At 64.1% G+C, this 24,426-nt stretch carries 23 protein-coding genes; 6 read left to right on the top strand and 17 right to left on the bottom strand.

All coding sequences use genetic code 11. The features are described 5' to 3' along the window. Window positions 1–3: 3 nt before the first annotated feature. The 10 genes from SO139_RS17390 to eno all read right to left on the bottom strand — a co-directional run bounded on the left by SO139_RS17390 (window position 4) and on the right by eno (window position 11,992). Entirely contained in the window at window positions 4–1,389 is a 1,386-nt protein-coding gene (locus SO139_RS17390) for a pyruvate dehydrogenase complex E1 component subunit beta (RefSeq protein WP_449382334.1), read from the bottom strand. 29 nt (window positions 1,390–1,418) lie between these two features. Continuing rightward, on the bottom strand, window positions 1,419–2,441 hold the full coding sequence (gene pdhA, locus SO139_RS17385) for a pyruvate dehydrogenase (acetyl-transferring) E1 component subunit alpha (RefSeq protein ID WP_449382333.1): 1,023 nt from the start codon (window positions 2,439–2,441) through the stop codon (window positions 1,419–1,421). Between the two features lie 169 nt (window positions 2,442–2,610). After that, window positions 2,611–3,999, bottom strand: a complete 1,389-nt coding sequence (locus SO139_RS17380) for a glycerophosphodiester phosphodiesterase family protein (RefSeq protein ID WP_449382332.1) — start codon at window positions 3,997–3,999, stop codon at window positions 2,611–2,613. Window positions 4,000–4,137: 138 nt separating this feature from the next. Beyond that, a complete protein-coding gene (gene adh / locus SO139_RS17375) occupies window positions 4,138–5,655 on the bottom strand; it encodes an aldehyde dehydrogenase (RefSeq protein WP_449382331.1) in 1,518 nt (505 codons plus the stop codon). Window positions 5,656–5,966: 311 nt separating this feature from the next. Further along, a complete protein-coding gene (locus SO139_RS17370; protein ID WP_449382330.1) occupies window positions 5,967–6,926 on the bottom strand; it encodes a helix-turn-helix domain-containing protein in 960 nt (319 codons plus the stop codon). 209 nt (window positions 6,927–7,135) lie between these two features. After that, on the bottom strand, window positions 7,136–7,453 hold the full coding sequence (locus tag SO139_RS17365) for an FtsB family cell division protein (protein ID WP_449382345.1): 318 nt from the start codon (window positions 7,451–7,453) through the stop codon (window positions 7,136–7,138). A gap of 241 nt (window positions 7,454–7,694) precedes the next feature. Then, window positions 7,695–8,246, bottom strand: a complete 552-nt coding sequence (locus SO139_RS17360; protein ID WP_449382329.1) for an NADPH-dependent FMN reductase — start codon at window positions 8,244–8,246, stop codon at window positions 7,695–7,697. Between the two features lie 183 nt (window positions 8,247–8,429). After that, the gene (locus SO139_RS17355; protein ID WP_449382328.1) at window positions 8,430–9,428 is read right to left on the bottom strand and encodes an MBL fold metallo-hydrolase; all 999 of its coding nucleotides are present in this window, start codon (window positions 9,426–9,428) and stop codon (window positions 8,430–8,432) included. 112 nt (window positions 9,429–9,540) lie between these two features. Then, a complete protein-coding gene (locus SO139_RS17350; protein WP_498540301.1) occupies window positions 9,541–10,680 on the bottom strand; it encodes a zinc-binding dehydrogenase in 1,140 nt (379 codons plus the stop codon). A gap of 28 nt (window positions 10,681–10,708) precedes the next feature. Next, the gene (gene eno, locus SO139_RS17345; RefSeq protein ID WP_449382326.1) at window positions 10,709–11,992 is read right to left on the bottom strand and encodes a phosphopyruvate hydratase; all 1,284 of its coding nucleotides are present in this window, start codon (window positions 11,990–11,992) and stop codon (window positions 10,709–10,711) included. Window positions 11,993–12,166: 174 nt separating this feature from the next. Here eno and SO139_RS17340 point away from each other — a divergent pair, with 174 nt between their 5' ends. Further along, window positions 12,167–13,144 (top strand): Vgb family protein, encoded by a 978-nt coding sequence (locus SO139_RS17340; protein WP_449382325.1) that lies wholly within the window; start codon window positions 12,167–12,169, stop codon window positions 13,142–13,144. A 49-nt stretch (window positions 13,145–13,193) separates the two neighbouring features. Further along, window positions 13,194–13,646 (top strand): preQ(1) synthase, encoded by a 453-nt coding sequence (queF, locus tag SO139_RS17335; protein WP_449382324.1) that lies wholly within the window; start codon window positions 13,194–13,196, stop codon window positions 13,644–13,646. Here queF and SO139_RS17330 read toward each other — a convergent pair. The 7 genes from SO139_RS17330 to tpiA form a co-directional block, all read right to left on the bottom strand. Continuing rightward, a complete protein-coding gene (locus SO139_RS17330) occupies window positions 13,643–14,047 on the bottom strand; it encodes a TfoX/Sxy family protein (protein ID WP_498540300.1) in 405 nt (134 codons plus the stop codon). The genes queF and SO139_RS17330 overlap by 4 nt on opposite strands. 46 nt (window positions 14,048–14,093) lie before the next feature. After that, on the bottom strand, window positions 14,094–15,302 hold the full coding sequence (locus SO139_RS17325; protein WP_449382322.1) for an MFS transporter: 1,209 nt from the start codon (window positions 15,300–15,302) through the stop codon (window positions 14,094–14,096). Next, a complete protein-coding gene (gene kdsA / locus SO139_RS17320) occupies window positions 15,302–16,150 on the bottom strand; it encodes a 3-deoxy-8-phosphooctulonate synthase (RefSeq protein WP_449382321.1) in 849 nt (282 codons plus the stop codon). Before kdsA ends, SO139_RS17325 begins: the two co-directional genes overlap by 1 nt. A gap of 114 nt (window positions 16,151–16,264) precedes the next feature. Then, window positions 16,265–16,591 (bottom strand): NIPSNAP family protein, encoded by a 327-nt coding sequence (locus SO139_RS17315; protein WP_449382320.1) that lies wholly within the window; start codon window positions 16,589–16,591, stop codon window positions 16,265–16,267. A gap of 81 nt (window positions 16,592–16,672) precedes the next feature. After that, entirely contained in the window at window positions 16,673–18,304 is a 1,632-nt protein-coding gene (gene pyrG, locus SO139_RS17310) for a CTP synthase (RefSeq protein ID WP_449382319.1), read from the bottom strand. A 166-nt stretch (window positions 18,305–18,470) separates the two neighbouring features. Further along, window positions 18,471–18,860 carry a preprotein translocase subunit SecG gene (secG, locus tag SO139_RS17305; protein WP_449382318.1) on the bottom strand — a complete coding sequence of 130 codons (390 nt, stop codon included), beginning with the start codon at window positions 18,858–18,860 and terminating at the stop codon, window positions 18,471–18,473. A gap of 178 nt (window positions 18,861–19,038) precedes the next feature. Then, the gene (gene tpiA / locus SO139_RS17300; RefSeq protein ID WP_449382317.1) at window positions 19,039–19,794 is read right to left on the bottom strand and encodes a triose-phosphate isomerase; all 756 of its coding nucleotides are present in this window, start codon (window positions 19,792–19,794) and stop codon (window positions 19,039–19,041) included. Between the two features lie 210 nt (window positions 19,795–20,004). On the opposite strand from tpiA, the gene SO139_RS17295 reads away from it, so the two are divergent. The 4 genes from SO139_RS17295 to moaC are packed head-to-tail and all read left to right on the top strand — an operon-like array spanning window position 20,005 to window position 24,271. Continuing rightward, the gene (locus tag SO139_RS17295; RefSeq protein ID WP_449382316.1) at window positions 20,005–21,903 is read left to right on the top strand and encodes a peptidylprolyl isomerase; all 1,899 of its coding nucleotides are present in this window, start codon (window positions 20,005–20,007) and stop codon (window positions 21,901–21,903) included. Window positions 21,904–21,920: 17 nt separating this feature from the next. After that, on the top strand, window positions 21,921–22,934 hold the full coding sequence (trpD, locus tag SO139_RS17290) for an anthranilate phosphoribosyltransferase (protein ID WP_449382315.1): 1,014 nt from the start codon (window positions 21,921–21,923) through the stop codon (window positions 22,932–22,934). A 7-nt stretch (window positions 22,935–22,941) separates the two neighbouring features. Continuing rightward, window positions 22,942–23,760, top strand: coding sequence for an indole-3-glycerol phosphate synthase TrpC (trpC, locus tag SO139_RS17285; RefSeq protein WP_449382314.1), 819 nt, complete (start codon window positions 22,942–22,944; stop codon window positions 23,758–23,760). A gap of 1 nt (window position 23,761) precedes the next feature. After that, window positions 23,762–24,271: a cyclic pyranopterin monophosphate synthase MoaC gene (gene moaC, locus SO139_RS17280; RefSeq protein ID WP_449382313.1), complete on the top strand. Its 510-nt coding sequence runs from the start codon at window positions 23,762–23,764 to the stop codon at window positions 24,269–24,271. The last annotated feature ends 155 nt before the right edge of the window (window positions 24,272–24,426 follow it).

The following is a 24,426-nucleotide window of genomic DNA, read 5'->3' as shown; positions in this document are numbered from 1 at the left end:
GGTCTACCTGTAGCAGACGGCTTTGGCGGCCTCGACCACTTCGGCTGCCGAGGGCAGCGCGAGCTTCTCCAGGTTCGCTGCGTAGGGCATCGGCACGTCCTTACCCGAAACGCGTGTCACCGGCGCGTCCAGGTAGTCGAAGGCGTGCTCCATGATGCGCGCTGCGATCTCGGCGCCGACGCCGCTCTGGGCCCAGCCCTCCTCCACCGTGACGGCACGGCCGGTCTTCTTCACGGAGTTGATGAAGGTCTCGGTGTCCATCGGTCGCAGCGTGCGCAGGTCGATCACCTCGGCCTCGATGCCGTCCTTGGCGAGTTCATCCGCCGCTTTCAGCGCATAGGTCATACCGTTCGACCACGAGATGATCGTGACGTGGCTGCCGGAGCGCACGATGCGCGCCTTGCCGATCGGGATCACGTAGTCGTCGAGCTTCGGCACTTCGCCGGTGTGGCCATAGAGAACTTCGTTCTCGAGGAAGATCACCGGATTGGGATCGCGGATCGCGGCCTTGAGCAGGCCCTTGGCATCCGCGGCCGAATACGGCGCGATCACCTTGAGGCCCGGAATGTGCGAGTACCAGGAGGAGTAATCCTGGCTATGCTGGGCGGCGACGCGCGCGGCGGCACCGTTGGGACCGCGGAACACGATCGAGCAACCCATCTGGCCGCCGGACATATAGAGCGTCTTGGCGGCGGAGTTGATGATCTGGTCCATCGCCTGCATGGCGAAGTTGAAGGTCATGAACTCGACGATCGGCTTCAACCCGGCCATCGCGGCGCCGACGCCGATGCCGGCAAAGCCATGCTCGGTGATCGGTGTGTCGATGACGCGCTTGGCGCCGAATTCCTGCAAGAGGCCCTGCGTGATCTTGTAGGCGCCCTGATATTCCGCAACCTCTTCGCCCATCACGAAGACGTCGCCGTCACGCCGCATCTCCTCGGCCATGGCATCGCGCAAGGCTTCGCGGACGGTCTGCTTCACCATCTCAGTGCCGGCGGGCACCTCGGGATCGGGCTCGGCAACAGCTTGCGGCGCGGAAGGCGCCGCTGATTTCGGCGCAGGCGCCTCGGCCTTAGCCGCGGCGGGCGGCGCGGACTCGGCGGCCTTGGCAGGCGCGGGCGCCTTCGCCAGATCAGCGGCGCTCTCGCCATCGGCAAGAATCGTCGCGATCGGCGTATTCACGGCGACATCCGCCGTGCCTTCGGGGATCAGGATCTTGCCGAGCGTACCCTCATCGGTCGCCTCGACCTCCATGGTCGCCTTGTCGGTCTCGATCTCGGCAATCACGTCGCCCGACTTGATCGTCTCGCCCTCTTTTTTCAGCCATTTGGCGAGGTTGCCCTTTTCCATCGTGGGCGACAGCGCGGGCATCAGCACTTGAATTGGCATATCGACTCCAAAAGAAAGCTTGCGCGCTATTAGCGGTAAACGTCGGTCCAGAGCTCGGACACATCCGGCTCGGGATCATGCTGGGCAAAGTCGGCGGAGGCATTGACGATGTCGCGGACCTCGGCGTCGATCGCCTTGAGGTCCTGCTCGCTCACCTTGGCGGCCAGGAGGCGGTTGCGCACCTGCTCGATCGGGTCCTGGTCGTGACGGACCTTCTCGACCTCCTCGCGCGTACGGTATTTTGCAGGGTCCGACATCGAGTGGCCGCGGTAGCGGTAGGTTTGCATCTCCAGGATCACCGGGCCCTTGCCGGCGCGGCACCATGCGACCGCCTCGTCAGCCGCAGCCTTCACCGCACGGACATCCATGCCGTCGACCTGATGACCGGGGATGTTGAAGGACAGGCCGCGCTTGGAGAAATCCTGCTGCGCCGAGGCGCGCGACACCGCCGTGCCCATGGCGTAGCGGTTGTTCTCGATGACGAAGATCACCGGCAGCTTCCAGAGCTCCGCCATGTTGAAGCTCTCATAAACCTGGCCCTGGTTCGCCGCTCCATCGCCGAAATAGGTAATGGCGACGTTGTCGTTGCCGCGATAGTGGTTGGCGAAAGCGAGCCCCGCACCGAGCGAGACCTGGGCGCCGACGATGCCGTGGCCGCCGTAAAACTTCTTCTCCACGCTGAACATGTGCATGGAGCCGCCCTTGCCCTTGGAATAGCCGCCGCGGCGTCCGGTGAGCTCGGCCATGACGCCCTTGGCCTCCATGCCGGTGGCGAGCATATGGCCGTGGTCGCGATAGCCGGTGATGACCTGGTCGCCGTCCTTCAGCGCCATCTGCATGCCGACCACCACGGCCTCCTGGCCGATATAGAGGTGGCAGAAGCCGCCGATCGCACCCATGCCATAGAGCTGGCCGGCCTTCTCCTCGAATCGCCGGATCAGGAGCATGTCGCGGAGCGCCTTGAGCTCCTGCTCTCTGGTGAATTCCGGGGGCGAGCCGCCGTTGGTCTTGTCCTGCGCTGCGCTTGCGGCGGCTTTCTTGGGTGCGGCCATAGGAATTCCGGGTCAGAGAAAACTAAGCCCTCTCTAACCTAACTCAATCGCGCGCGAAAGCACCGCGGCGACATCGCGCGATATTCATTATGCCGCACTGCAACGTGACCGAAATATTGCAAAATCTTTGGCGCCGATCGGGCAACAATTGCTCCCCCCGGGCTCTGCCTCACCAGCCGAGCTCACGCAGATAGGCCGCGCGGGCGTCAACTCCGGTATGCGTGAAATCGGTAAAGACCCCATCCACGCCGAGACGAAAGAACTTGAGATATTCGAGGCTTGCGTCGCCGTGATAGTCGCCAGCCAGATACTTCTTCTCGTTTCGGAAAGTGAAGACGTGCACGAACAGGCCGAGCTTGTGCGCGTCGGCAACGAGGCTGGTCGCTTCCTGCGTCGAAGCCTCCGGCGTCGATCCCTTGTAGGGCGAGCCATCGGCGTTGCTGTCCTTCCACGGCGAAATCTTGAGCGGCACGATATATGGCTTCCACGGACCAATGCCGTCGGCATAGGTCTTGATCTCCGCAAGGCCCTCAGGGGTCACCATCGCATCGTACAAGCGCGCGTCACCCGACACCGTCCAGTCGAACGGACGCGAATTGGTGATGTTGTTGTTGAGGACCTTGCCGGCTTTGAAGTCGACACCGTTGCCATCGATGAGCTGGACCTGCCGCGTCTCCAGGCCATGGCTGCGCATATATTTCAGGCTACCGGGCTCGAAGCTCTGGACGAAGATGGGGGCGTCCTTCGAGTTGAGACCGTTGTCCTTGATGATCTTGATCAGGGCATCCTCGAGCGGATGGCTGCCGGGCGCACCACAGCCATTGGCGATTGCCTGCGCATTGTTCCAGGTCGGATTCTTGGTTTCCGGATAGACGGTGATGGTACGCCCCGTCTCCTTGCTCTTGGCCTTGGCGATGTCGATGATGTCCTGGAAGCTGATGATCGGGAACTTGCCGTTGAAGACCTTCGGCCTTTCGTTGGCCGCATCATAGGTGGTGCCGGCAATCCAGTCCTTCAGCTCGGCCATCGTGAAGTCGGTGATCGACCAGTCATTGGCATGGTCTTCGCCATCCACGATCAGCGATTTCAGCACCGATTTGGGGTCGGCCGGATCGGTGAGATCCGTGAGGTAGTCAGCAGGCGTGCTGGGGGAAGATGGGGCCTTGACGCGCACGCCGGGGATCGTGCGCTTGCGGGCCGCAACCGCCGGATTGGTCTTCGCCACCTCGGCAACGTTGGTATTGTCGTTCAGCCAGGGATTGTGACGTGCGACCAGGATACAATCCTTGGTCAGGTGCAGGTCCTCCTCGAGCGCGTCGGTTCCGAGGGCTGCTGCAAGGTCATACGATGCCTCGGTCTCTTCAGGCACCAGCCCCGGCAGGCCGCGATGCCCGAGGATCAGTGGCGGCTTGCCGTCGAGCGTCGGAACGGGCTTGGCGCCGGCTGGCGCCGAGCCGGCCTGCGCGAAGGCCATCGAGGGCGGGAGGAACGCCAAAGCGGCCGCACCGAGCAACATCGCGCCAACATGCATCTTCCGCGTTGAACGAACGTTCTTCATGGCCAAGCCTCCGTCTTTTGCCTAGCATCGCTTCGAATGCCGAAAGGGCCGAGCTGAATAGCTCGGCCCTTCGTCTTGTCTCAGTTCTCTGACAGGCGGATGACGGAAGCGGCGCCGCGTGGCGCCGCCCCGTCTCGATCAGAAGAAGCCGAGCTTCTTCGGGCTGTAGCTGACCAGGAGGTTCTTGGTCTGCTGATAGTGATCGAGCATCATCTTGTGGGTCTCGCGGCCGACACCTGATTGCTTGTAGCCGCCGAACGCCGCATGTGCGGGATAGGCGTGGTAGCAGTTGGTCCAGACCCGGCCTGCCTGGATGGCGCGGCCGAAGCGGTAGCAGCGATTGGCATCGCGGCTCCAGACACCGGCCCCCAAGCCATAGAGCGTATCGTTGGCGATCGCGAGCGCCTCGTCATCCGTCTTGAAGGTCGTGACCGACACGACGGGGCCGAAGATCTCCTCCTGGAAGATCCGCATCTTGTTGTGGCCCTGGAACACCGTCGGCTGGACGTAATAGCCGCCCGAAAGATCGCCGCCGAGGCTGGCGCGGCCACCGCCAGCCAGGACCTTCGCCCCTTCCTTCTTGCCGATGTCGATATAGGAAAGAATTTTCTCCAACTGCTCGCCCGAGGCCTGGGCACCGATCATGGTGTCCGCGGCACGAGGATCGCCCTGCTTGATGGCGGCGACGCGCTTCAGCGCCCGCTCCATGAAGCGGTCGTAGATGTCCTCATGAACCAGCGCACGGCTTGGACAGGTGCAGACCTCGCCCTGGTTCAGCGCGAACATCACGAAGCCTTCGATCGCCTTGTCGAAGAAATCGTCGTCTTCCGCGGTGACGTCCTTGAAGAAGATGTTCGGCGATTTGCCGCCGAGCTCGAGCGTAACGGGAATGAGGTTCTGGGCGGCATATTGCATGATCAGCCGGCCCGTCGTGGTCTCGCCTGTGAAGGCGATCTTGGCGATGCGTGGGCTGGACGCGAGCGGCTTGCCGGCCTCGAGGCCAAAGCCGTTGACGATGTTGAGCACGCCGGGCGGCAACAGGTCGCCTACGATCTCGGCCCAGACCATGATCGAGGCTGGCGTCTGCTCGGCCGGTTTCAGCACCACGCAATTGCCGGCGGCAAGCGCAGGCGCGAGCTTCCAGCACGCCATCAGCAACGGGAAGTTCCAGGGGATGATCTGACCGACGACGCCGAGCGGCTCGTGGAAATGATAGGCGATGGTGTCGTGATCGATCTCGCCGATCGAGCCTTCCTGGGCACGAACGACGCCAGCGAAATAGCGGAAGTGATCGATCGCGAGCGGCAGGTCGGCGGCGCGGGTTTCGCGGATCGGCTTGCCGTTGTCCCAGGTCTCGGCGATTGCGAGCCGCTCGAGGTTCTCTTCCATGCGATCGGCGATCCGGTTCAAGATCGCGGCGCGCTCGGCAACGCTCGTGCTGCCCCAGGCAGCCTTGGCAGCATGCGCCGCATCGAGCGCTGCTTCGACGTCCTGGTGATCGGAGCGCGCGATCTTGCAGACGACCTGCCCGTTCACGGGCGAGGCGTTGTCAAAATACTTGCCGGATTGTGGGGCGACGAATTTGCCGCCGATGAAATTGTCGTACTTCGCGGCGAAAGGCACTTGTGCGACGTTGACGAATTCAACCTTGTTCATGTTCACTCCCGATGTTGCTGTTTGCACGATCGTCGTGTGCTCACGACTTGCGCAGACGATGAAGCGGGAGGCGTCTTCTGTCAGCCCGGGGCGAAGCGATGACGGAGGCGACCTGTCGCAGTTCTGCGACAGGAGATGCAGTCGCACAGGATGCAGCCACACATACCGACCTCATCCTGAGGGGCGCGTCTTAGCGCGCGTCTCGAAGGATGGCCGCGGGCGACAATCGGGCCTGCATGGTTCGAGACGCCTGCTTCGCAGGCTCCTCACTATGAGGAATTTAGCTATGAATGCGGGGACGAAATCGCAGCTCAGTGCTTCAGTTCGAAGCGCCTGAGCTTTCGGTGCAGCGTGGCGCGACTGACGCCGAGAGCCTTGGCGGCCGCGGAAACGTTGCCGCCCGCGCGCAACAGCGCCCGCTGCAATACTGCGCGCTGGCCACCGGCGAGGTGGTCGCGCGCTGCATCGCCACCGAGAAGATCGGCTGCGGGCACCGGCTGCAACGGGCGGCCGGGCGCGATCCCAAGTCCGACCCGGGCGGACCTTGTCGCACCTATCACGAGATCATCCGCATCGACCGCGACGAGACCGCCGCAATGGCCGTCGGCTGACGGCGTCAGCACGATGCGGGCATGGGCAAAGGCTTTACGGAATAAGTCGGCCTCGATGCGTTTTGCCGCCTCGCCCACGGCAAGTGCGATCAGGTTGGCGAAGGCGTCGGTGCGGTCGGCACGGCAGGAGGAGACGTCGAGCACGCCGGCCAGCATCCCGTCATGATCGTAGATCGGGACAGCGGTGCAGCTCAGAAGCGTGTTGCGCGTGAAGAAATGTTGGTCGCGGTCGATGGTCAGAGGCCGCTGCTCGACGAGGCAGGTGCCGATGCCGTTGGTGCCCTCGTGCTCCTCGCTCCAGAGCGCGCCGGTCCACAGGCCCCAGGATTGGAACGTGGAATCGTCGGCCGGCGTGCCACGGCGATCGACCGGGGTGCCCTCGCGGTCGGCAAGCAGCACGCAGCAGCCGGCAGCGCCGACCGCCTGATAGAGCCGGTCCATCGCACCTTGAGCGGCCGACAGCAGCGGCGCGACGCGACCGCGCGCATGGTATAGCTCGGCCTCGGTGAGGCGGATCGGCGGCCTGCGGCCCGAGGGATCGAGATGATGCAATCGCGAGGAACGGCACCACGAGGCCACGAGCGCGGAGCGTGCCGCCTGGCCTGACGCGATGGCGGCCTCGACGCGAGCCGCGTGATGCGGGTGCATTTGCCCATTCATCACTGTTTCCTCCGGATGGCAGTGTAGATTCTGCCGGCGCAGTCCGATTGATCTGCGTCAATCCTCAAGTGCAGCGTGCAAGAAGGCATGAACCTCCGGCACTGCAGTCGTCAAGGCGAGAGCGCGCCCCACAATTACGACCTTCGACATAGGCGGCCGGCCCTGCTGAGGATCAGCAGAAGCTTCGATCTCGAGAATGTGCGGACGAACTAGTTCGAATTGTTCATCCGCACGAGGTCGTGCGGATTGACGAACTGGAGCTGGAATCGCGCGCGCTCGTCCAGCATGTCGGGGTCGATCTTTTCCGAGCGCAACAGCGACACCCGCTGCTCGCCCTCGGCGCGCTCGCGCTTCAGCCGAGCAAGTTCGCCCGTCAACGCGATGATCTCCTGGTCGAGCTCTTGGCGGGCGTTGAGACCGTATTTGCCGGTGTAGGCGTTGATGCCGAAATAGCCGACGATCGCGGCCGCCATGGTGTAGAGGGCAAGGCCGGTCAGGATCGACTTCAGGCGCGCACGGGTGACCATGTCCGGCAACATGGGACAGGTTGGTTAAGGGAGTGCTAATCCCCTGCCCAGCCCACCCGATGGTGTCTGTTGTCCACCCGGAGTGCGATCGGTCAAATTGGGCAGAATCTCACCGGGCGTCATGCCCGGCCTTGTGCCGGGCATCCACGTCTTCGTCGATCCAACAAGGCCGTGGATGGCCGGGACAAGCCCGGCCATGACGGAGAGTTGGACACGCGCTCGGAGTGTGGGGCCTAGTCGATCAGCCCTGGTGCTTGGCGACGTGCGCGGCGAAGGCGTCGATGTACTGCTGGAGTACGGTCTTCAGCGAGTCCTTGATCAGGTTGCCGGCGGGGTCGAAGGCATCGCCGACGGCGTTCAGATAGGTCTCGGGCTGCTGCAGGATCGGGCCCGCGATGCCCGGCAGGATATTCTGCAACGTTTTCGCAGCACTGACTCCGCCCTGCGGGCCCGGCGAGTTGGAGATGATGCCGACCGGCTTGCCGTTGAGCGAGCTCTTGCCATAGGGCCGCGAGGCAACGTCAATGGCGTTCTTCAGGACGCCCGGGATTGCGCGGTTGTATTCAGGAGTCACGAACAGAACGCCGTTCGACTTCTGGAGCTTTTCGCGGAAAGCCAGCCAGTCGGCAGGCGGCGCGCTCTCGAGGTCCTGGTTGAAGAACGAGATACCCGCCGGCGTGATGACCTCGAGCGTGAGGGATGCCGGCGCGAGCTTTGCGAGCGCGTTGGCGATCTTGAGCGAAAAGCTCTCCTTGCGCAGGCTGCCGGCGATCGTGACGATGTTGTAGGCCATGGTTGTCCTTGAACCTCTAAGCGGGAAACGAGCCCGCGCACTTAATCCGTCTCGGCGAGATGATGCAAGTGCATGAACCGTTTCGGTTTGGAAACGCTGGGTTTCGCAAAAGCGATCGGTCGTCCCAAAACAATCGGGCCGCCAAACGGCGGCCCGACCAACCGACGCGAAGAACTGAACCGATCAGATCGTCGGATTCCAGGCCGACGGGACCAGGCGATATTTGGCGCCGTCCTTCTCGACGTGGCCGACCGACGGGAAGGTGAAGTGGAAGCCGACCACCGTCGCCTTCTCCGCTACCGCCATGTCGTAGAACTTGTGGCGTGTCTGCTGCGCGAGAGCACCATCGGTGTCGAAGGCAACGTGCCAATCCGGATTGCGCAGGAACAGCTCGGGAATGTTGGTGACGTCGGACTGGATCAGAACCTTGGCATTGCCCGACGCGACGGCGAATGAGGTGTGCCCGGGCGTATGGCCGGGCGTTCCGATCGAGGTGATGCCGGGCGCAACCTCCTTGCCCCAATCATACTTCGTCACCTTGGATTCAAGACCGGCAAAGGTCTTCTTCACGTTGGCGAAGTAGTTCTTCATCATTTCGTTGGACTGGGCCTTGGCGGCGTTCTCGTCGCTCGTCCAGAAGTCCCATTCCTTGGCCGGCACCATCAACTCTGCATTCGGGAAGGCCACAGCTCCGTCCGCGAGCCGAACGCCGTTGGTGTGGTCGGGATGAAGGTGAGAGAACAGCACGACATCGATGCTCTTCGGGTCGACGCCTGCGGCCGCAAGGTTCTGAAGAGTCCGGCCGACCGCACCCTTGCTCGCCTCGAAATTCGCAACACCGTTACCGGTGTCGATCAGCACCAGCTTGCTGCCGGTGTTGATGAGCTGCGGGTTGAACGGGATCGTGACCATGCCCTTCGGCATGTAGGCGGCGTCGGCGGCGGCGAGCGCCTCCTCCTTCGGAACGTTGGTGACGAACTTGTCGGGCATCGGGAAGGTGCGCGCCCCGTCATTGATCGAGGTGCATTCGTAGGAACCGACCTTGTAGCGATAGAAGCCCGGCGCCTGGGCTCCGCTTTGCGGCACTGCCGCATTGGCTGGCGTGGTTCCCAGGCGCGACAAGCTCGCCGCGCCAATGGCGGCGGCGCCGGCAAGCAGGTGACGGCGGTTGAGTTCGGTCATGGGAATGTCCCCTTCTGAGCGTTGCGGTTTTTTCCGCTTTCAATTGCGGCGGGAATGTTCTCCCGCCTTGCTCAGAAGGCAAGACCTTCTTTGGTCACGCTCGCGTCGGCGTTCACGCAAATTTATTTGGGTTGATGAGGAATTTTTCGCCGGTCGCCCGTTTGGCGTACACCGCAATGTTGGCCGGATCGAGCGCCTCTGGAAGCGACACGACCTTGGTGTAGTGGCTGGCGAACGTCGTCTTCAATTCGCTCGCGACACGCTGGCGCAGCCGTCCGATCTCGGCTGGCCCGATCTTCTGGAGGAACGGGGTCAGCAGCCAGCCGCCGACGCCCCAGGCCATGCCGAAGCCGGGCGGCAGCTCGATCGGCCGCGTGTCGAGCATGCCGTAAACATAGACCTGCTTGTGCACGCTGGAACCGTAGCGGCTGTACTCCTTGGCTGTCTTGTTGATCGCAACTTCCATGCACCTCAGGATGTTGCCGGCGAGCCTGCCGCCGCTGATGGCATCGAAGGCGATGGTGGCGCCGGTCTCGACCAGCGCATTGGTGAGATCCTCGAGGAAGCTCGGCGCGGTGGAATCGACGACGTGCTTGGCGCCGATCTTGTGCAGGATGTCGGCCTGCTCCTTGCTGCGCACGATGTTGACCAGCGGGATGCCGTCCTTGATGCAGATCTTGTTCAGCATCTGCCCGAGATTGGAGGCGGCCGCCGTGTGCACCAGCGCCTTGTGGCCCTCGCGCCGCATCGTCTCGGTCATGCTGAGCGCGGTGAGCGGGTTGACGAACCAGGACGCGCCCTCCGCCGCCGTCGTGCCCTCAGGCAGCGGCTGGCAGTCCCTCGCCTTCAAGGTGCGGTACTGCGCGTACATCGCGCCGCCGATCATCGAGACCGTCTTGCCCATCAGCGCCTTCGCGGCGTCAGACGAGCCGGTCCTGATGACGACACCGGCGCCCTCATTGCCAACCGGCAACGATTGGTCGAGCCGCGCCCCCATAGCCCGCATCGCGGCGTCAGGCACCTTGGCGGTGATGACCGGGGCTTCCTTCGTGCCCGACGCCTTCGCGGTGCTCATGTCGGCTGCGCCGACGAGGAGGCCGAGATCCGACGGGTTGATCGGGGTCGCCTCGACGCGGACGACGACCTCGTCCTCGGCAGGCTCGGGGGTCGGCACGTCGACGAGCGAGATCTCGAGCTCGCCGCTTTTCTTGATCAGCGAACGCAACTGAAGTCCGTTTCTGCCGTCGCTCATGTCGACCTCCCCTTTTTCAGTTCGTTGACTACGCCAGCGCCTTCAGCGCCGCCTTGCCGGGATAGACGGCCTGCTTGCCGAGCTGCTGCTCGATGCGCAGAAGCTGGTTGTATTTGGCGGTGCGATCCGAACGCGCAAGGGAGCCTGTTTTGATCTGGCCGCAATTGGTGGCGACCGCGAGATCGGCGATGGTGGAATCCTCGGTCTCGCCGGAGCGGTGCGACATGACGGAGGTGTAGCCAGCCTTGTGCGCCATCTCGACGGCAGCGAGCGTCTCGGTCAGCGTGCCGATCTGGTTGACCTTGATCAGGATAGAGTTGGCGCGGCCCGCCTTGATGCCCTCGGACAGGCGCTTGACGTTGGTGACGAAGAGATCGTCGCCGACGAGCTGGCACTTCTTGCCGATGAGATCGGTCAGCTCCTTCCAGCCGTCCATGTCGTCCTCCGACATGCCGTCCTCGATGGTGACGATCGGATAGCGCGACACGAGGTCGGCGAGATACTTGGCCTGCTCGGAGATCGAGCGGGTCTTGCCCTCGCCTTCATAGACGTATTTGCCGTTCTTGAAGAACTCGGTCGAGGCGCAGTCGAGCCCGAGCACGACGTCGGAGCCCGCCTTGAAGCCGGCCTTGCCGATCGCGTTCATGACGAATTCGAGCGCAGCGTCCGCCGACGGCAGGTTCGGCGCGAAGCCGCCTTCGTCGCCGACATTGGTGTTGTGGCCGGCCTTCTTCAGTTCGGACTTCAGCGTGTGGAATACTTCCGCGCCGTAGCGCAGACCTTCGGCGAAGCTCGTGGCGCCGACCGGCAGGATCATGAACTCCTGGAAGTCGATCGGGTTGTCGGCATGCACGCCGCCATTGATGATGTTCATCATCGGGACCGGCAGGACCCGAGCGGAAGTGCCGCCGACGTAACGATAGAGCGGCATGTCGAGCGATTGCGCGGCCGCCTTCGCGCTGGCCAGCGAGACTCCGAGGATGGCATTGGCGCCGAGACGGCTCTTGTTCGGCGTGCCGTCGAGATCGATCATGACCTGGTCGATCTGGACCTGGTGCTCGACATCCATGCCGCTGAGCGCCTCATAGATCTCGCCGTTGACGGCGCCGACGGCCTTCGAGACGCCCTTGCCGAGGTAGCGAGCCTTGTCGCCATCGCGCAGCTCCACCGCCTCATGGGCGCCGGTCGAGGCGCCCGAGGGCACCGCGGCGCGGCCGAGCGAGCCGTCTTCCAATACGACGTCGACCTCGACGGTCGGATTGCCGCGGCTATCGAGAATTTCGCGGCCGATGATGTCGACAATGGCGGTCATGATGCGCTTCCGTTCGTTAGAGCTGTCAGTTCGCGGGGGCGTATTACACGGAGCGCAAGCAAATGTGAACGCTTGGGCGCTCGCCTTCGACTGACGCTTGAAGAGCAGCGGACTAAGCTTGACGCCACTTGATCTGCGCGTCCAACCTCCATCTGAAACAGTCGGGGTAACGCCATGAATCGCCGCCAGTTTCTCGTCTCCGGCGCCGCCGTCCTCGCAATCCGCCCAGCTTTTGCGCAAGAGGGCCCGTTCCGCACGAAATATTTCCCGATCAGCCCCGGCATCGGCCTGCACGACCTCACGCCCGCCCCCGACGGCACGATCTGGTTCACCGCGCAAGGCAAGGGCATGCTCGGCAAGCTCGATCCCAGGGACGGATCGTTCAAAACCGTGAACCTCGGCCAGGGTGCAGCCCCGCATGGCGTGACCATCGGCCCGGATGGCGCGCCGTGGATCACCGAGGGCGGCCAGAACGCGATCGCTCGGGTCGACCCGGACGATCTCAAGGTCACGCTGTTCCGCCTGCCCGAAAAGTTCGCTTACGCCAATCTCAACACCGGCGTGTTCGACAAGGCCGGCACCTATTGGTTCACCGGCCAGTCCGGCTATTACGGCCGGCTCGTGCCGAAATCCGGCGAGATGACGGTGTTCAAGGCGCCGAAGGGCGTCGGGCCTTATGGCATCACCGTGACGCCCAGGGGCGACGTCTGGTACGCCTCGCTTGCCGGCAGCTACATCGCGAAGATCGATCTTGCGACCGGCAACGCCAGCGTCGTGCAGCCGCCGACGCCGAATGCCGGTTCGCGGCGCGTCTGGTCGGATTCGAAGAGCCGGATCTGGGCCAGCGAGTGGAACAGCGGGCACGTATCCATGCACGATCCCGCCGACGGTTCGTGGAAGACCTGGAAGCTGCCGGGCGAGCATCCCCGCGCCTATGCGGTTTTCGTCGATGACAAGGACAAGGTCTGGCTCTCCGATTTCTCGGCCAATGCGATCGTCCGCTTCGATCCCGCGACCGAGAAGTTCAACGTCTTCGCCAGCGACAAGCCAAACGCCAACGTTCGCCAGCTCGATGGGCGGCCGGGTGAGCTGTGGGGTTGCGAGTCCGGCAACGACCGGATCGTCATGATCCAGACGGTTGCCACTGGTTGACGGCGACGACAATTGCGTCCATCTCGACGTCCGAAAAGGACGATAGACGATGGCGAAAAAACCTCTCCAGCTCGGCCGCGCGGTCGAATGGCCGCACACACCCGAAGAAGCCCAGCTCGACCGCGTGCCCAATCCGCAAAAAAGCACCGACTATCTGGTACGCTTCACCGTGCCGGAATTCACCTCGATCTGCCCGGTCACGGGACAGCCGGATTTCGCGCATCTCGTGATCGACTACGCACCGGGCCAGTGGCTGCTGGAGTCGAAGTCACTCAAACTTTATGTCGCGAGCTTCCGCAATCACGGCGCCTTCCACGAGGACTGCACCGTGATGATCGGCAAGCGCATCGCATCCGAGATCAAGCCGAAATGGATCCGGATCGGCGGCTACTGGTATCCCCGCGGCGGCATCCCGATCGACGTGTTCTGGCAGACCGGCCGCGTGCCAAAGGGCCTGTGGGTGCCCGAGCAAGGCGTTGCGCCGTATCGCGGGCGGGGTTAGCGGTTGGTCGGCCGCGTTTTCCGCGGCTTCGGTTTTGATGTCCCCTTGGGCGCCGCGTGCTCTCGCTTCAAAGCGACCCGACGCGCCGCCTCCAGCGCAGATCGCGCCCACGTAACGAGTTCGTCGGGATCGTCGAATAGCCGCTCCGGCGCCCGCCAGAAAGCGAGATCGATGGTGCCGCCCTTCTTCTCGTAATTCAGCGGTGGAAACGCTTCCGCCTCCTTCAGAGCATTGCGGTTGCCATCATCGACGCGGAAGTAAAGCGTATCGTCTCTTACCATCCCCAGCATGACGCCATCGCAGAAGACGCCTGTCTTGCCGAACATGCGCCGCACCGTGATGCGTCCGAGTGGCGCGAGCTGCTCGCGCAGAAACTCTATCAAGCTATAGCTGGCAACCATGCTGCTCCCTCAGGGGAGTGCTATGTTAGCGCCGCAATGCGCCCGATCAAACGCGCGCATCCGCCGGCGCGCGCTGCTTGAGCAGCCGGGCGCAGACCAGGCCCAGCACCACCATGATCCCGGCGCTCGCAAACAGCGTCGTCCCCTTGCCGCCATGCGCAAGCCCGAAGCCATAGGCGAGCGGGCCAACGGTCTGGCCCATGAAGAAGAAGAACGAGTGCAGCGACAGTGCGGTGGCACGCGCTTCGACCGAAAGCTCGCTGGCAAACACCTGAAGGCAGCCATGGGCCATGTAGAAGCCCCAGCCCATCACCACGAGGTTGAGCGTCTGGATTTCCCAGCGCGGACCGAACGCGACGGCGACGAGCTGCGAGGCCACCAGCACGGTGCCCGCGATCATCATGCCCTTGACGCCAAGCCGCGGCAGAAGGCGCGACACCGTCATGGTGTAGAACAACCCGCCGACCGCAAAGCCCGCGATGACGATGCCGGCAACGGACAGCGAGGTCTCGCCGAGGTCGAACAGGAACGAGGCGATGTATGGAAACAGGCCGAGCACGCAGCAACCTTCGATGAACACGGCCGAGTAGCACACCGGCGCGTTCGGATTGGTGAAGATGGTGCGATAGCCGGTCTTCAGCGCTGAGAGGCTGGTCTTCGGTGGATGCTTGATCTTGGCGCCGCGGAAGCCGGCCGCGACCGCGACCGAAGCCACGATGACCAGCAGCCCTAACACGGCGAGCACACCGCGCCAGCCGAGGAAGTCGCCGATCAGGCCGGAGGCAGAGGCGCCCAGGAGATTGCCGGTCATGGCACCGGCAAGCGTTCGGCCGATCGCGATCTGCCGCTTTTCAGGTCCGACGAGTTCGCTGGTCAGGCTGAGCGCAATCGGAAACACGCCGCCGGAACCGATGCCGGCCAGGATGCGGGTGGCAAACAGCAGCGAGAACGAGGTCGAGAGCGCGCCGAGAATACTGGCAACACCCAGCACCGTAAGGCAGCCGATCATCAGCCGCGTCTTGCCGAAGAGATCGGCGGCGGCGCCGATCAATGGCTGGATGATCGCGAAAGTAAAGGCGAAGACCGCGGAGAAGCCCGCGGCGGTCGCGATGCTGACCTGAAAATCCTCGGCGATATGCGGCAGCACCGGATCGAGCGCCCGGGCCGAAAGCGCCGCAGCAAAGCTCGCCCCCGAGATGACGTAGAGCGCGGGCGGCAAGCCGTGATCGTGCGGCCGCGCCTGCCCTTGCGGCATCAGCGCGGATTCTTTGCGAGCGCGTCGAACGCCATCAGCGTGCGGATGAGTCCTTCGAACTCGCGCAGCGGCACCATGTTGGGTCCGTCCGACGGCGCACGGTCGGGATCGGGGTGCGTCTCGATGAACACGCCGGCGACGCCGACGGCGACCGCCGCGCGGGCCAGCACCGGCACGAACTCGCGCTCACCGCCGGAGGATGTGCCCTTCCCGCCCGGCTGCTGCACCGAATGCGTGGCATCGAAGATCACGGGCGCACCGGTGGTGCGCGCCAGGATCGGCAGCGCGCGCATATCGGAGACCAGCGTATTGTAGCCGAAGGAGGCGCCGCGCTCGGTGACGAGCACGTTGGGATTATTGGCGCTCGTGATCTTGGTCACGACATTGGCCATGTCCCAGGGTGCCAGAAACTGTCCCTTCTTGACGTTGACGACCTTGCCGGTGGCCGCGGCGGCCAGCAGGAGATCAGTCTGTCGGCACAGGAAGGCCGGGATTTGCAGGATGTCGACGGCCTGCGCGACATCGGCGCACTGCGCCGCCTCATGCACGTCGGTGAGAACCGGCAGGCCCAGCGAGGAACGGATCTCCGCGAAGATCGGCAGCGACCGCGCGAGGCCCAGCCCGCGCGCAGCCGACGCGCTCGTGCGGTTGGCCTTGTCGAAGGAGGTCTTGTAGACGAGGCCGATTTTCAAACGGGTTGCGATCTCCTTCAGAGCGGAGGCGACCTCCAGCGCATGCGCCCTGCTCTCGAGTTGGCACGGGCCGGCAATGATCGCGATCGGCAGATCATTACCGAACCTCACCGCCCCCAGATCAACCACCGCTGCTGCCGACTTGTCTGCGCTCAAGGCCAAATATCCCTGTTTCGGCGCGACCATAGCGGCGATAAGAGGCGGATCAACCCTATTCGGCCCGCCCCCTCGAATATCAGGGTTGCGAAGGCGGCGCGGCGAGGCCGACCGTCACTTCACCGCGGAAAAAGCGGTCGGCGCCAGGATCTGGCTGACGATATTGGCGACGATCTGGCCGTCTGCTTCCGTCTTGGCGCGCGCTTCGAGCCACTCCGGATCGGTCATGAATGCGGTCCATTTCGTCTCGCGATCTGCAAGCGAGTGCCAGGCCAGGAAATAGGTCAGCTCCTGGTTGGATTCGCCGATCAGCGTGGTGAAGAACCCGGCCTGCTTGATGCCGTGCTTCTCCCAGATTTTCAGCGTGATTGTGTCGAAGCGCTTGAGCAGCGCCGGCAGCCGGCCCGGCACGCAACGATACTGGCGCATTTCGTAGATCATTGGAGCTCACTCCCTGCATTGTTGTTCTTGCGGCAGGGAGTTGTCGCAACAATTTGCGCGCGCGTCAAAGGCTGGAGGTGCTTACACCAGCCGGCTCTGCTTCGCCGCCGCCTGAATGAAGGAGGCGAACAACGGATGCGGCTCGAAGGGCCGTGACTTCAGCTCGGGGTGGAACTGCACGCCGATGAACCAGGGGTGATCCTCGTATTCGACGATCTCCGGCAGCACGCCGTCGGGCGACAGGCCTGAGAACTTCAAACCGTGCTGCTCGAGGTGGTCCTTGTAGGCGGTGTTGACCTCGTAGCGGTGGCGATGGCGCTCGGAAATCTCGGTCGCACCGCCATAGATCTGCGAGACGCGGCTGCCGCGCGTGAGCGCTGCGGGATAGGCACCAAGCCGCATCGTGCCGCCGAGGTCTCCGGCCTGCGAGCGCTTCTCGAGCTCATTGCCGCGCAGCCATTCGGTCATCAGACCGACGAGCGGCTCCTTGGTCGGACCGAACTCGGTGGAGTTGGCCTCCTCGATGCCGACGAGATTTCGCGCAGCTTCGATCACCGCCATCTGCATGCCGAAGCAGATGCCGAAATAGGGCACGTCGCGCTCGCGCGCGAACTGCGCCGCCTTGATCTTGCCTTCGGCGCCGCGCTGGCCGAAGCCGCCGGGCACGAGGATTCCGTTGACGTGCTCGAGGAAGGGCGCGGGATCTTCCTTCTCGAAGATCTCGCTCTCGATCCAATCGAGATTGACCTTCACCTTGTTGGCGATGCCGCCGTGCGACAGTGCCTCGATCAGCGATTTATACGCATCCTTCATGCCGGTGTATTTGCCGACGATGGCGATAGTGACGTTGCCCTCGGGATTGCGGACACGCTCGTTGATCTGCTGCCAGCTTCGCAGCTCCGGTGGAATACGCGAGCCGATGCCGAAGGCGGCGAGCACTTCGTCGTCGAGGCCCGCGGCGTGATAGGCCTCGGGCACGGCGTAGATGTTGTCGACGTCGCGCGCCTCGATCACGGCGCTTTCGCGCACGTTGCAGAACAGCCCGAGCTTGCGGCGTTCTTCCTTCGGAATCTCGCGATCGGTGCGACAGAGCAGGATATCCGGCTGGATGCCGATCGAGCGCAGCTCCTTCACCGAATGCTGCGTCGGTTTCGTCTTGAGCTCGCCTGCGCTCGGTATGTACGGGAGCAGCGTGAGATGGATGTAGACGGCGTGATCGCGCGGCAGCTCGTTCCCAAGCTGGCGGATCGCTTCGAAGAACGGCAAACCTTCGATGTCGCCGACGGTGCCGCCGATCTCGACCAGCACGAAATCGTAGTCGTCATTGCCTGACAGCACGAACTCCTTGATGGCGTTCGTGACGTGCGGCACGACCTGGATCGTCGCGCCGAGATAATCGCCGCGGCGCTCCTTGGAGATGATGTCCTGATAGATGCGGCCCGTGGTGATGTTGTCGGCCTTGGTCGCCGGCCGCCCTGTGAAGCGCTCATAGTGACCGAGGTCGAGATCGGTCTCCGCGCCGTCATCGGTCACGAACACTTCGCCGTGCTGATACGGCGACATCGTTCCGGGATCGAGATTGAGATAGGGGTCGAGCTTGCGGAGGCGGACCTTGTAGCCCCGGGCTTGCAACAGAGCACCCAGTGCCGCTGAAGCCAAACCCTTGCCGAGCGAAGAAACCACGCCGCCGGTGATGAATATGTACCGCGCCATGGGACTTAACCTTTAATCCCCCGAACTCGATTCGCCAAAGCGATTCGCGTCCCGCCCCTAACAATTTGCGGGCCTGTGGGTGAGCCAGAACTGAGTGTGTTGCCAGAGCCTTGATGGGGATTGTTGATGCAGGACGCTAGGCGTCGTCCTGCATGGCCCCTCTGCTTTATTGCGAACGTGGCGCCTGCGGACCGGTGGGCGCCTGATTCTGCTGCTGCTCGTCCGCCTTCTTCAGCGTATCCAGGACGCCGCCCGAGGTCGGCGGCGCCACCGGAGCCGCACCACCGGCGGGCTGAGACTGCGACGCCGGCTGGCCAATAATCGAAGACGGCTTACGGTCGTACCCCGCATACCAGGACAGGAAGAGGCTGGTCAGGAAAAAACCGGCGGCCAGGATCGCGGTCGTGCGCGATAAGAGATTCGCGGTGCCGCGGCTCGACATGAAGCCTGCGCCTCCACCCATGCCGAGGCCGCCGCCTTCCGACTTCTGCAGCAGCACGGCGCCGATCATCACGGCGACGATCATGAGATGGATAACGATCACAACGGTCTGCATGGTACCCTTCCGTCACAAGCGGGTAGCGCCGGTGCCGGCAGCCATCGCGCTTTGCGGGGTTTTCCTGAAGTTGCGCGGTGTTACACGATCAGGACCGGCATTGCCACCCCCCATCGGTCCGGACTCCGCGTTGAGCCGCCTTGCGCTTTGCCGCTTAGCTGAGGGCAGCCCTTGTTAGCTAAGGGCAGCCTTGGGCAATCGCTAGGAAATCGGCCGCCTTGAGGCTGGCACCGCCGACCAGCGCGCCGTTGACGTTTTTGACCGCCATCAGCTCGGCCGCGTTCGACGGCTTGACCGAGCCGCCATAGAGGATGCGCATCTTCTCCCCCTCGTCCCTGAACCGGGAGATCAGCAGTTCCCGGATAAAGCCATGAATCTGCTCGACATCCTTGGCCGTGGGGGTCAGGCCCGTGCCGATCGCCCAGACCGGCTCATAGGCCACGACCAGATTGTCCGCTTTTGAGCCGTCCGGCAGCGACAGGTTGAGCTGGCCGCGCAGGACATCCAGGGTCTGTCCGGCATCACGTTGGCCCTGCGTCTCGCCGACGCAGACGATCGCGATTACCCCTGCCCGCCAGGCCGCCTCGGCCTTCTGCCGCACCAATTCATCGCTCTCGCCGTGGTCGGCGCGGCGCTCGGAATGACCGACGATGATGGCGGAAGCGCCCGCATCCATCAGCATTTCCGCCGCGATATCGCCCGTATGGGCACCGGAGGCCTTAGGGTGGCAATCCTGCGCACCGACGGCGACCTTCTTGCCGACCGCCTTGGCGGCAAAGGCCGCAATCAGCGTCGCCGGCGGACACACCAGGAGATCCGCCTTGGCGGCGACCTCTGCCGCGCCGGTGAGCATGGCGTCGAATTCGGCAGCGGAGGCCTTGAGGCCGTTCATCTTCCAGTTTCCGGCAATCAGCGGTCGGATGGCGTCTGTCATGTGCATATTCCAGCGAAATGAGGTCTGGCATGCGCTAGCAGACCGGGCGTCCCAGTTCCAGAGACCCGCCCTGTTAACACAGCTTAAGGGAGCGGCAGGTTGCGGGGGGAAAGCCGCCACTTTATGATGCCATATCAATTCGGTGATGCGCTTTTGCGGAATCTGCTTTAAGGCGCGCCCGGTTCCCTCCTGCCAAACAAGTTGGACGCGATGCTTCGAGGAATGCGCAAGGCCTCATCAAACTGGCTCGGCAAGACGATTATGGCCGTGGTGATGGGTGTATTGATCATCAGTTTCGGCATTTGGGGCATCGCCGACATTTTCCGCGGCTTTGGGCAGTCGACGGTGGCCAAGGTCGGCCACACCGAGATTTCGCTGAACGAATTCCGGCAGATCTATACCGACCGCATGCAGCAGATCGGCCGTCAATTCGGCCGCCCGCTGACGCCTGAGCAGGCGCGCGCCTTCGGCCTTGACCGCCAGGTGCTCCAGCAGGCGATCGCGGAAGCCGCCCTCGATGAAGAGGCCCGCCGGCTCGGGCTCGGCGTGTCGGACGACGAGATCCGCCGCATGATCATGAACGACCCGAACTTCAAGGGCGCCGCCGGCAATTTCGATGCGCAACGCTTCCAGGCCATGATCCGCAATTTCGGCTACACCGAGCAGCGCTACACCGCCGAGCAGCGCAAGGTGTCGCTGCGCCGACAGATCACCGGCACGATTGGCGCGGGCCTCGAGCCGCCCAAGACCATGATCGATGCGCTGAGCCGCTATCAGAACGAGCAGCGCTCCATCGAATTCGTCAAGCTCGACGCGGCGCAAGCCGGCACGATCGACCCGCCCTCGCCCGAGGCGCTCGCCGCCTATTTCGAGGATCACAAGGTCCAGTTCCGCGCGCCCGAATACCGCAAGATCTCCTTCGTCGTGATCTCGCCGGAGGAAATCGGCAAGTGGACCGACGTCTCCGACGACGACGCCAAGAAGGTGTTCGAGCAGCGCAAGGACCGGCTCGGCACGCCGGAGAAGCGCCAAGTGCACCAGCTCGTGTTCCCGACGGTCGAGGAGGCGCAAGCCGCGCGCACCCGGCTCGCGGGCGGAACGTCGTTCGAGGATCTCGCCAAGGAGCGCGGGCTCAGCGCGGCGGACGCCGATCTCGGCCTCGTCACCAAATCCGCGATCCTCGATCCGGCCGTGGCTGACGCCGCCTTTGCGCTGCCCGCGGGTGAGATCAGCCAGCCAGTGCAGGGCCGTTTTGGCGTGGCGCTGGTCAAGGTCGACAAGATCGAACCGGGCGCTGAGGCCAACTACGCCAACCTCGCCGGCGACATCAAACGGGAAATCGCGGCCGAGCGCGCCCGCGCCAAGGTCGGGGAATTGCGCGACAAGATGGAAGACGAGCGCGGCGGCGGCTCCAGCGTCATCGAGGCGGCGCAGAAGCTCGGGCTTGCTGCGGTGACCATCGAGGCTGTCGACCGCTCCGGCCGGACGCCCAGCGGCCAGCCGGCCGCCAACATCCCGCAAGGGCTCGACGTGGTGTCGCAAGCCTTCAACAGCGATGTCGGCGTCGACAACGATCCGATCTCCTTCCGCGGCGGCTACGTCTGGTACGACGTGCTCGGCATCACGCCGTCGCGCGAGCGCAGCCTCGACGAGGTCCGCGACCAGGTCGAGGCGCGCTGGCGTCAAGACCAGATCACGGCCAAGCTGCGGGCCAAGGCCACCGAGATCGTGCAGAAGGTCGAACAGGGAGCCAAGCTCGCGGACGAAGCCGCAGCCATCAACGCCAAGGTCGAGACCGCCTCGGGCGTCAAGCGCGAGGACACGCCCACCGGTGTGCCGTCGAGCCTGGTCGCGGCCGCATTCCGCACCGCCAAGGATGGCGTCGGCCAGACCCCAGGTGCAGGCGGCGAGGTCATCATCTTCCGCGTGACCGACATCGTCGATCCGCCGGTCGATCTCGCATCCGAGGGTATTGCCAAGTTGAAGGAGAGCCTCGACCGTTCGCTCACCGACGAGCAAGTGGCATCCTACGTCAACAAGCTTGAAACCGACATCGGAACCACCATTAATCAGGCCGCCTTCGCGCAGGTGACGGGCGCGAACCAGTAATCAGTTGAAAGCACGCGATGGACGACCTGAAATCGATCATTGGAAAAGTGGCGACCGGCGCCAGCCTGTCGCGTGACGAAGCCGCCTCAGCCTTCGATGCCATGATGTCCGGCGAGGCCACGCCCTCGCAGATGGGCGGGCTTCTGATGGCGCTGCGTGTGCGCGGCGAAACCGTGGACGAGATCACCGGCGCAGTCTCGGCGATGCGCTCCAAGATGCTGCGCGTGGACGCTCCCGCGGATGCCGTCGACATCGTCGGCACCGGCGGCGACGGCTCGGGCTCGGTCAATGTCTCGACCTGCGCGTCATTCATCGTCTCGGGCGCCGGTGTGCCGGTCGCAAAGCATGGCAACCGCGCGCTGTCGTCGCGCTCGGGCGCAGCCGACGTGCTGGCCTCGCTCGGCGTGAAGATCGATCTCAAGCCCGAGGACGTCGGCCGCTGCGTGCGGGAGTGCGGCATCGGCTTCATGTTCGCGCCCGCGCACCATCCCGCGATGAAGAACGTCGGCCCGACCCGCGTCGAGCTCGCCACCCGCACCATCTTCAACCTGCTCGGCCCGCTGTCCAATCCGGCCGGCGTGAAGCGGCAGATGGTCGGCGTGTTCTCCCGGCAATGGGTGCAGCCGCTGGTGCAGGTGCTGAAGAATCTCGGCTCCGACTCGGTCTGGGTGGTGCACGGCTCTGACGGGCTCGACGAGATCACCCTCACCGGCCCGACCTTCGTCAGCTCGCTGCACAAGGGCGAGATCAAGACCTTTGAGATCACCCCGGAGGACGCGGGCCTTCCGCGCTGCGAAGCCGTTGGCTTGAAGGGCGGCGACGCCGACGCCAACGCGGTCGCGCTGCAAAGCGTGCTCGACGGCAAGCCCAGCGCCTATCGCGATGTCGCTCTGGTCAACGCGGCTGCCGCGCTGGTGGTGGCCGGCCGCGCCAAGGACATCAAGGAAGGTGTTGCGCTCGGCGCCAAGTCGATCGACAGCGGCGCGGCGGCGGCGCGGCTAAAACACCTGATCGCGGTCTCCAATAGCTGAGCCTCGCATGTCGGACATCCTGACCAAGATCGAGGCGTATAAGCGCGAGGAGATCGCGGCAGCCAAGCGCGCACAGCCGCTGGCCGCCCTGGAAGCCAAGGCCAAGATCGCACCTGCACCGCGCGGTTTTCTGCGCGCGATCCGTAACAGGCTCGCCAATGGCGACTATGCGCTGATCGCCGAGGTCAAGAAGGCGTCCCCCTCCAAGGGGCTGATCCGTCCCGATTTCGATCCGCCCCTGCTCGCCAAGGCCTACGAGGCCGGCGGCGCTGCTTGCCTCTCAGTACTGACGGATACGCCCTCCTTCCAGGGTCATATCGACTTCATGGTCGCGGCGCGCGCCGCGACGTCGCTGCCGGTGCTGCGCAAGGATTTTCTGTTCGACACCTATCAGGTGGTCGAGGCCCGCGCCCATGGCGCCGATTGCATCCTGATCATCATGGCGGCGCTCGACGATACGGTGGCAAAGGATATCGAGGACGCCGCGCTGTGCCTCGGCATGGACGTCCTGATCGAGATCCACGACGCGAGCGAGCTCGACCGCGCGCTGAAACTGCGCTCACCGATGATCGGGGTCAACAATCGCAACTTGCGGACCTTCGAAACCACGCTTGCGACCAGCGAGACGCTGGCTCCGCTGATCCCGCGGGAACGGCTGATGGTCGGCGAAAGCGGCATCTTCACACCCGCGGACCTTGCCCGCCTCGAGCGCGTGGGGATGTCGACCTTCCTCGTCGGCGAAAGCCTGATGCGGCAAGCCGACGTGACGGCTGCCACCCGCGCGCTCCTGTCGCGCGAGGCCACGCACGCCCCGGGCACGCGCTGAGATGGCGCGTTCACCGTCCAGGATCAAAGCCAAGGCAACTCCCGCCCTCACCCATATCGGCGCCTCCGGCGAGGCGCGGATGGTGGACGTGTCGGAGAAGCCCGCGACCGAGCGGATCGCCGTCGCGGAGGGGCGCGTCGTCATGACCAGGGCGACGCTCAATCTGATCCGCTCCGGCAACGCCAAGAAGGGCGACGTGCTCGGCACCGCGCGCATCGCCGGCATCATGGCGGCCAAGCGCACCTCGGAGCTGATCCCGCTCTGCCATCCCCTCGCGCTCTCGAAGGTCACCGTCGACATCGAGCCCGATGACAAGCTGCCCGGTTGCCTCGTCCGCGCCGCCGTCAAGGTCACAGGTCCGACCGGCGTCGAGATGGAGGCGCTGACCGCCGTCTCGGTCGCCTGTCTCACGATCTACGATATGATCAAGGCAGTGGAGCGCGGCGTGCGCATCGAGGGCATCCATCTCGTCGAGAAGAAGGGCGGCAAGTCCGGCCACTACCGGGTCTGAGCACGCGGCCTGTACCAAAGCGGAAATGAGTTTTGGTTGAATCGGTAGCAGGTCCACCTCTCCCGTAGGGAGAGGTCGGATCGCATCGAAAGATGCGATCCGGGTGAGGGGTTACGGCCTCACTGAATGCTGCGGCCCCTCACCCGGATTGCTTC

The sequence above is a fragment of the Bradyrhizobium sp. UFLA05-89 genome (genome assembly GCF_059803475.1).
The sequence above is the reverse complement of the archived record's forward strand: the minus strand, read 5'-3'. Positions and strand labels throughout refer to the sequence as shown.

Bases quoted from the DNA above. Each gene is read 5' to 3' on its own strand.
- SO139_RS17390 (WP_449382334.1), bottom strand. From the start codon at position 1,389: ATGCCAATTCAAGTGCTGATGCCCGCGCTGTCGCCCACGATGGAAAAG.
- pdhA (WP_449382333.1), bottom strand. From the start codon at position 2,441: ATGGCCGCACCCAAGAAAGCCGCCGCAAGCGCAGCGCAGGACAAGACC.
- SO139_RS17380 (WP_449382332.1), bottom strand. From the start codon at position 3,999: ATGAAGAACGTTCGTTCAACGCGGAAGATGCATGTTGGCGCGATGTTG.
- adh (WP_449382331.1), bottom strand. From the start codon at position 5,655: ATGAACAAGGTTGAATTCGTCAACGTCGCACAAGTGCCTTTCGCCGCG.
- SO139_RS17370 (WP_449382330.1), bottom strand. From the start codon at position 6,926: ATGAATGGGCAAATGCACCCGCATCACGCGGCTCGCGTCGAGGCCGCC.
- SO139_RS17365 (WP_449382345.1), bottom strand. From the start codon at position 7,453: ATGGTCACCCGTGCGCGCCTGAAGTCGATCCTGACCGGCCTTGCCCTC.
- SO139_RS17360 (WP_449382329.1), bottom strand. From the start codon at position 8,246: ATGGCCTACAACATCGTCACGATCGCCGGCAGCCTGCGCAAGGAGAGC.
- SO139_RS17355 (WP_449382328.1), bottom strand. From the start codon at position 9,428: ATGACCGAACTCAACCGCCGTCACCTGCTTGCCGGCGCCGCCGCCATT.
- SO139_RS17350 (WP_498540301.1), bottom strand. From the start codon at position 10,680: ATGAGCGACGGCAGAAACGGACTTCAGTTGCGTTCGCTGATCAAGAAA.
- eno (WP_449382326.1), bottom strand. From the start codon at position 11,992: ATGACCGCCATTGTCGACATCATCGGCCGCGAAATTCTCGATAGCCGC.
- SO139_RS17340 (WP_449382325.1), top strand. From the start codon at position 12,167: ATGAATCGCCGCCAGTTTCTCGTCTCCGGCGCCGCCGTCCTCGCAATC.
- queF (WP_449382324.1), top strand. From the start codon at position 13,194: ATGGCGAAAAAACCTCTCCAGCTCGGCCGCGCGGTCGAATGGCCGCAC.
- SO139_RS17330 (WP_498540300.1), bottom strand. From the start codon at position 14,047: ATGGTTGCCAGCTATAGCTTGATAGAGTTTCTGCGCGAGCAGCTCGCG.
- SO139_RS17325 (WP_449382322.1), bottom strand. From the start codon at position 15,302: ATGCCGCAAGGGCAGGCGCGGCCGCACGATCACGGCTTGCCGCCCGCG.
- SO139_RS17315 (WP_449382320.1), bottom strand. From the start codon at position 16,591: ATGATCTACGAAATGCGCCAGTATCGTTGCGTGCCGGGCCGGCTGCCG.
- pyrG (WP_449382319.1), bottom strand. From the start codon at position 18,304: ATGGCGCGGTACATATTCATCACCGGCGGCGTGGTTTCTTCGCTCGGC.
- secG (WP_449382318.1), bottom strand. From the start codon at position 18,860: ATGCAGACCGTTGTGATCGTTATCCATCTCATGATCGTCGCCGTGATG.
- tpiA (WP_449382317.1), bottom strand. From the start codon at position 19,794: ATGACAGACGCCATCCGACCGCTGATTGCCGGAAACTGGAAGATGAAC.
- SO139_RS17295 (WP_449382316.1), top strand. From the start codon at position 20,005: ATGCTTCGAGGAATGCGCAAGGCCTCATCAAACTGGCTCGGCAAGACG.
- trpD (WP_449382315.1), top strand. From the start codon at position 21,921: ATGGACGACCTGAAATCGATCATTGGAAAAGTGGCGACCGGCGCCAGC.
- trpC (WP_449382314.1), top strand. From the start codon at position 22,942: ATGTCGGACATCCTGACCAAGATCGAGGCGTATAAGCGCGAGGAGATC.
- moaC (WP_449382313.1), top strand. From the start codon at position 23,762: ATGGCGCGTTCACCGTCCAGGATCAAAGCCAAGGCAACTCCCGCCCTC.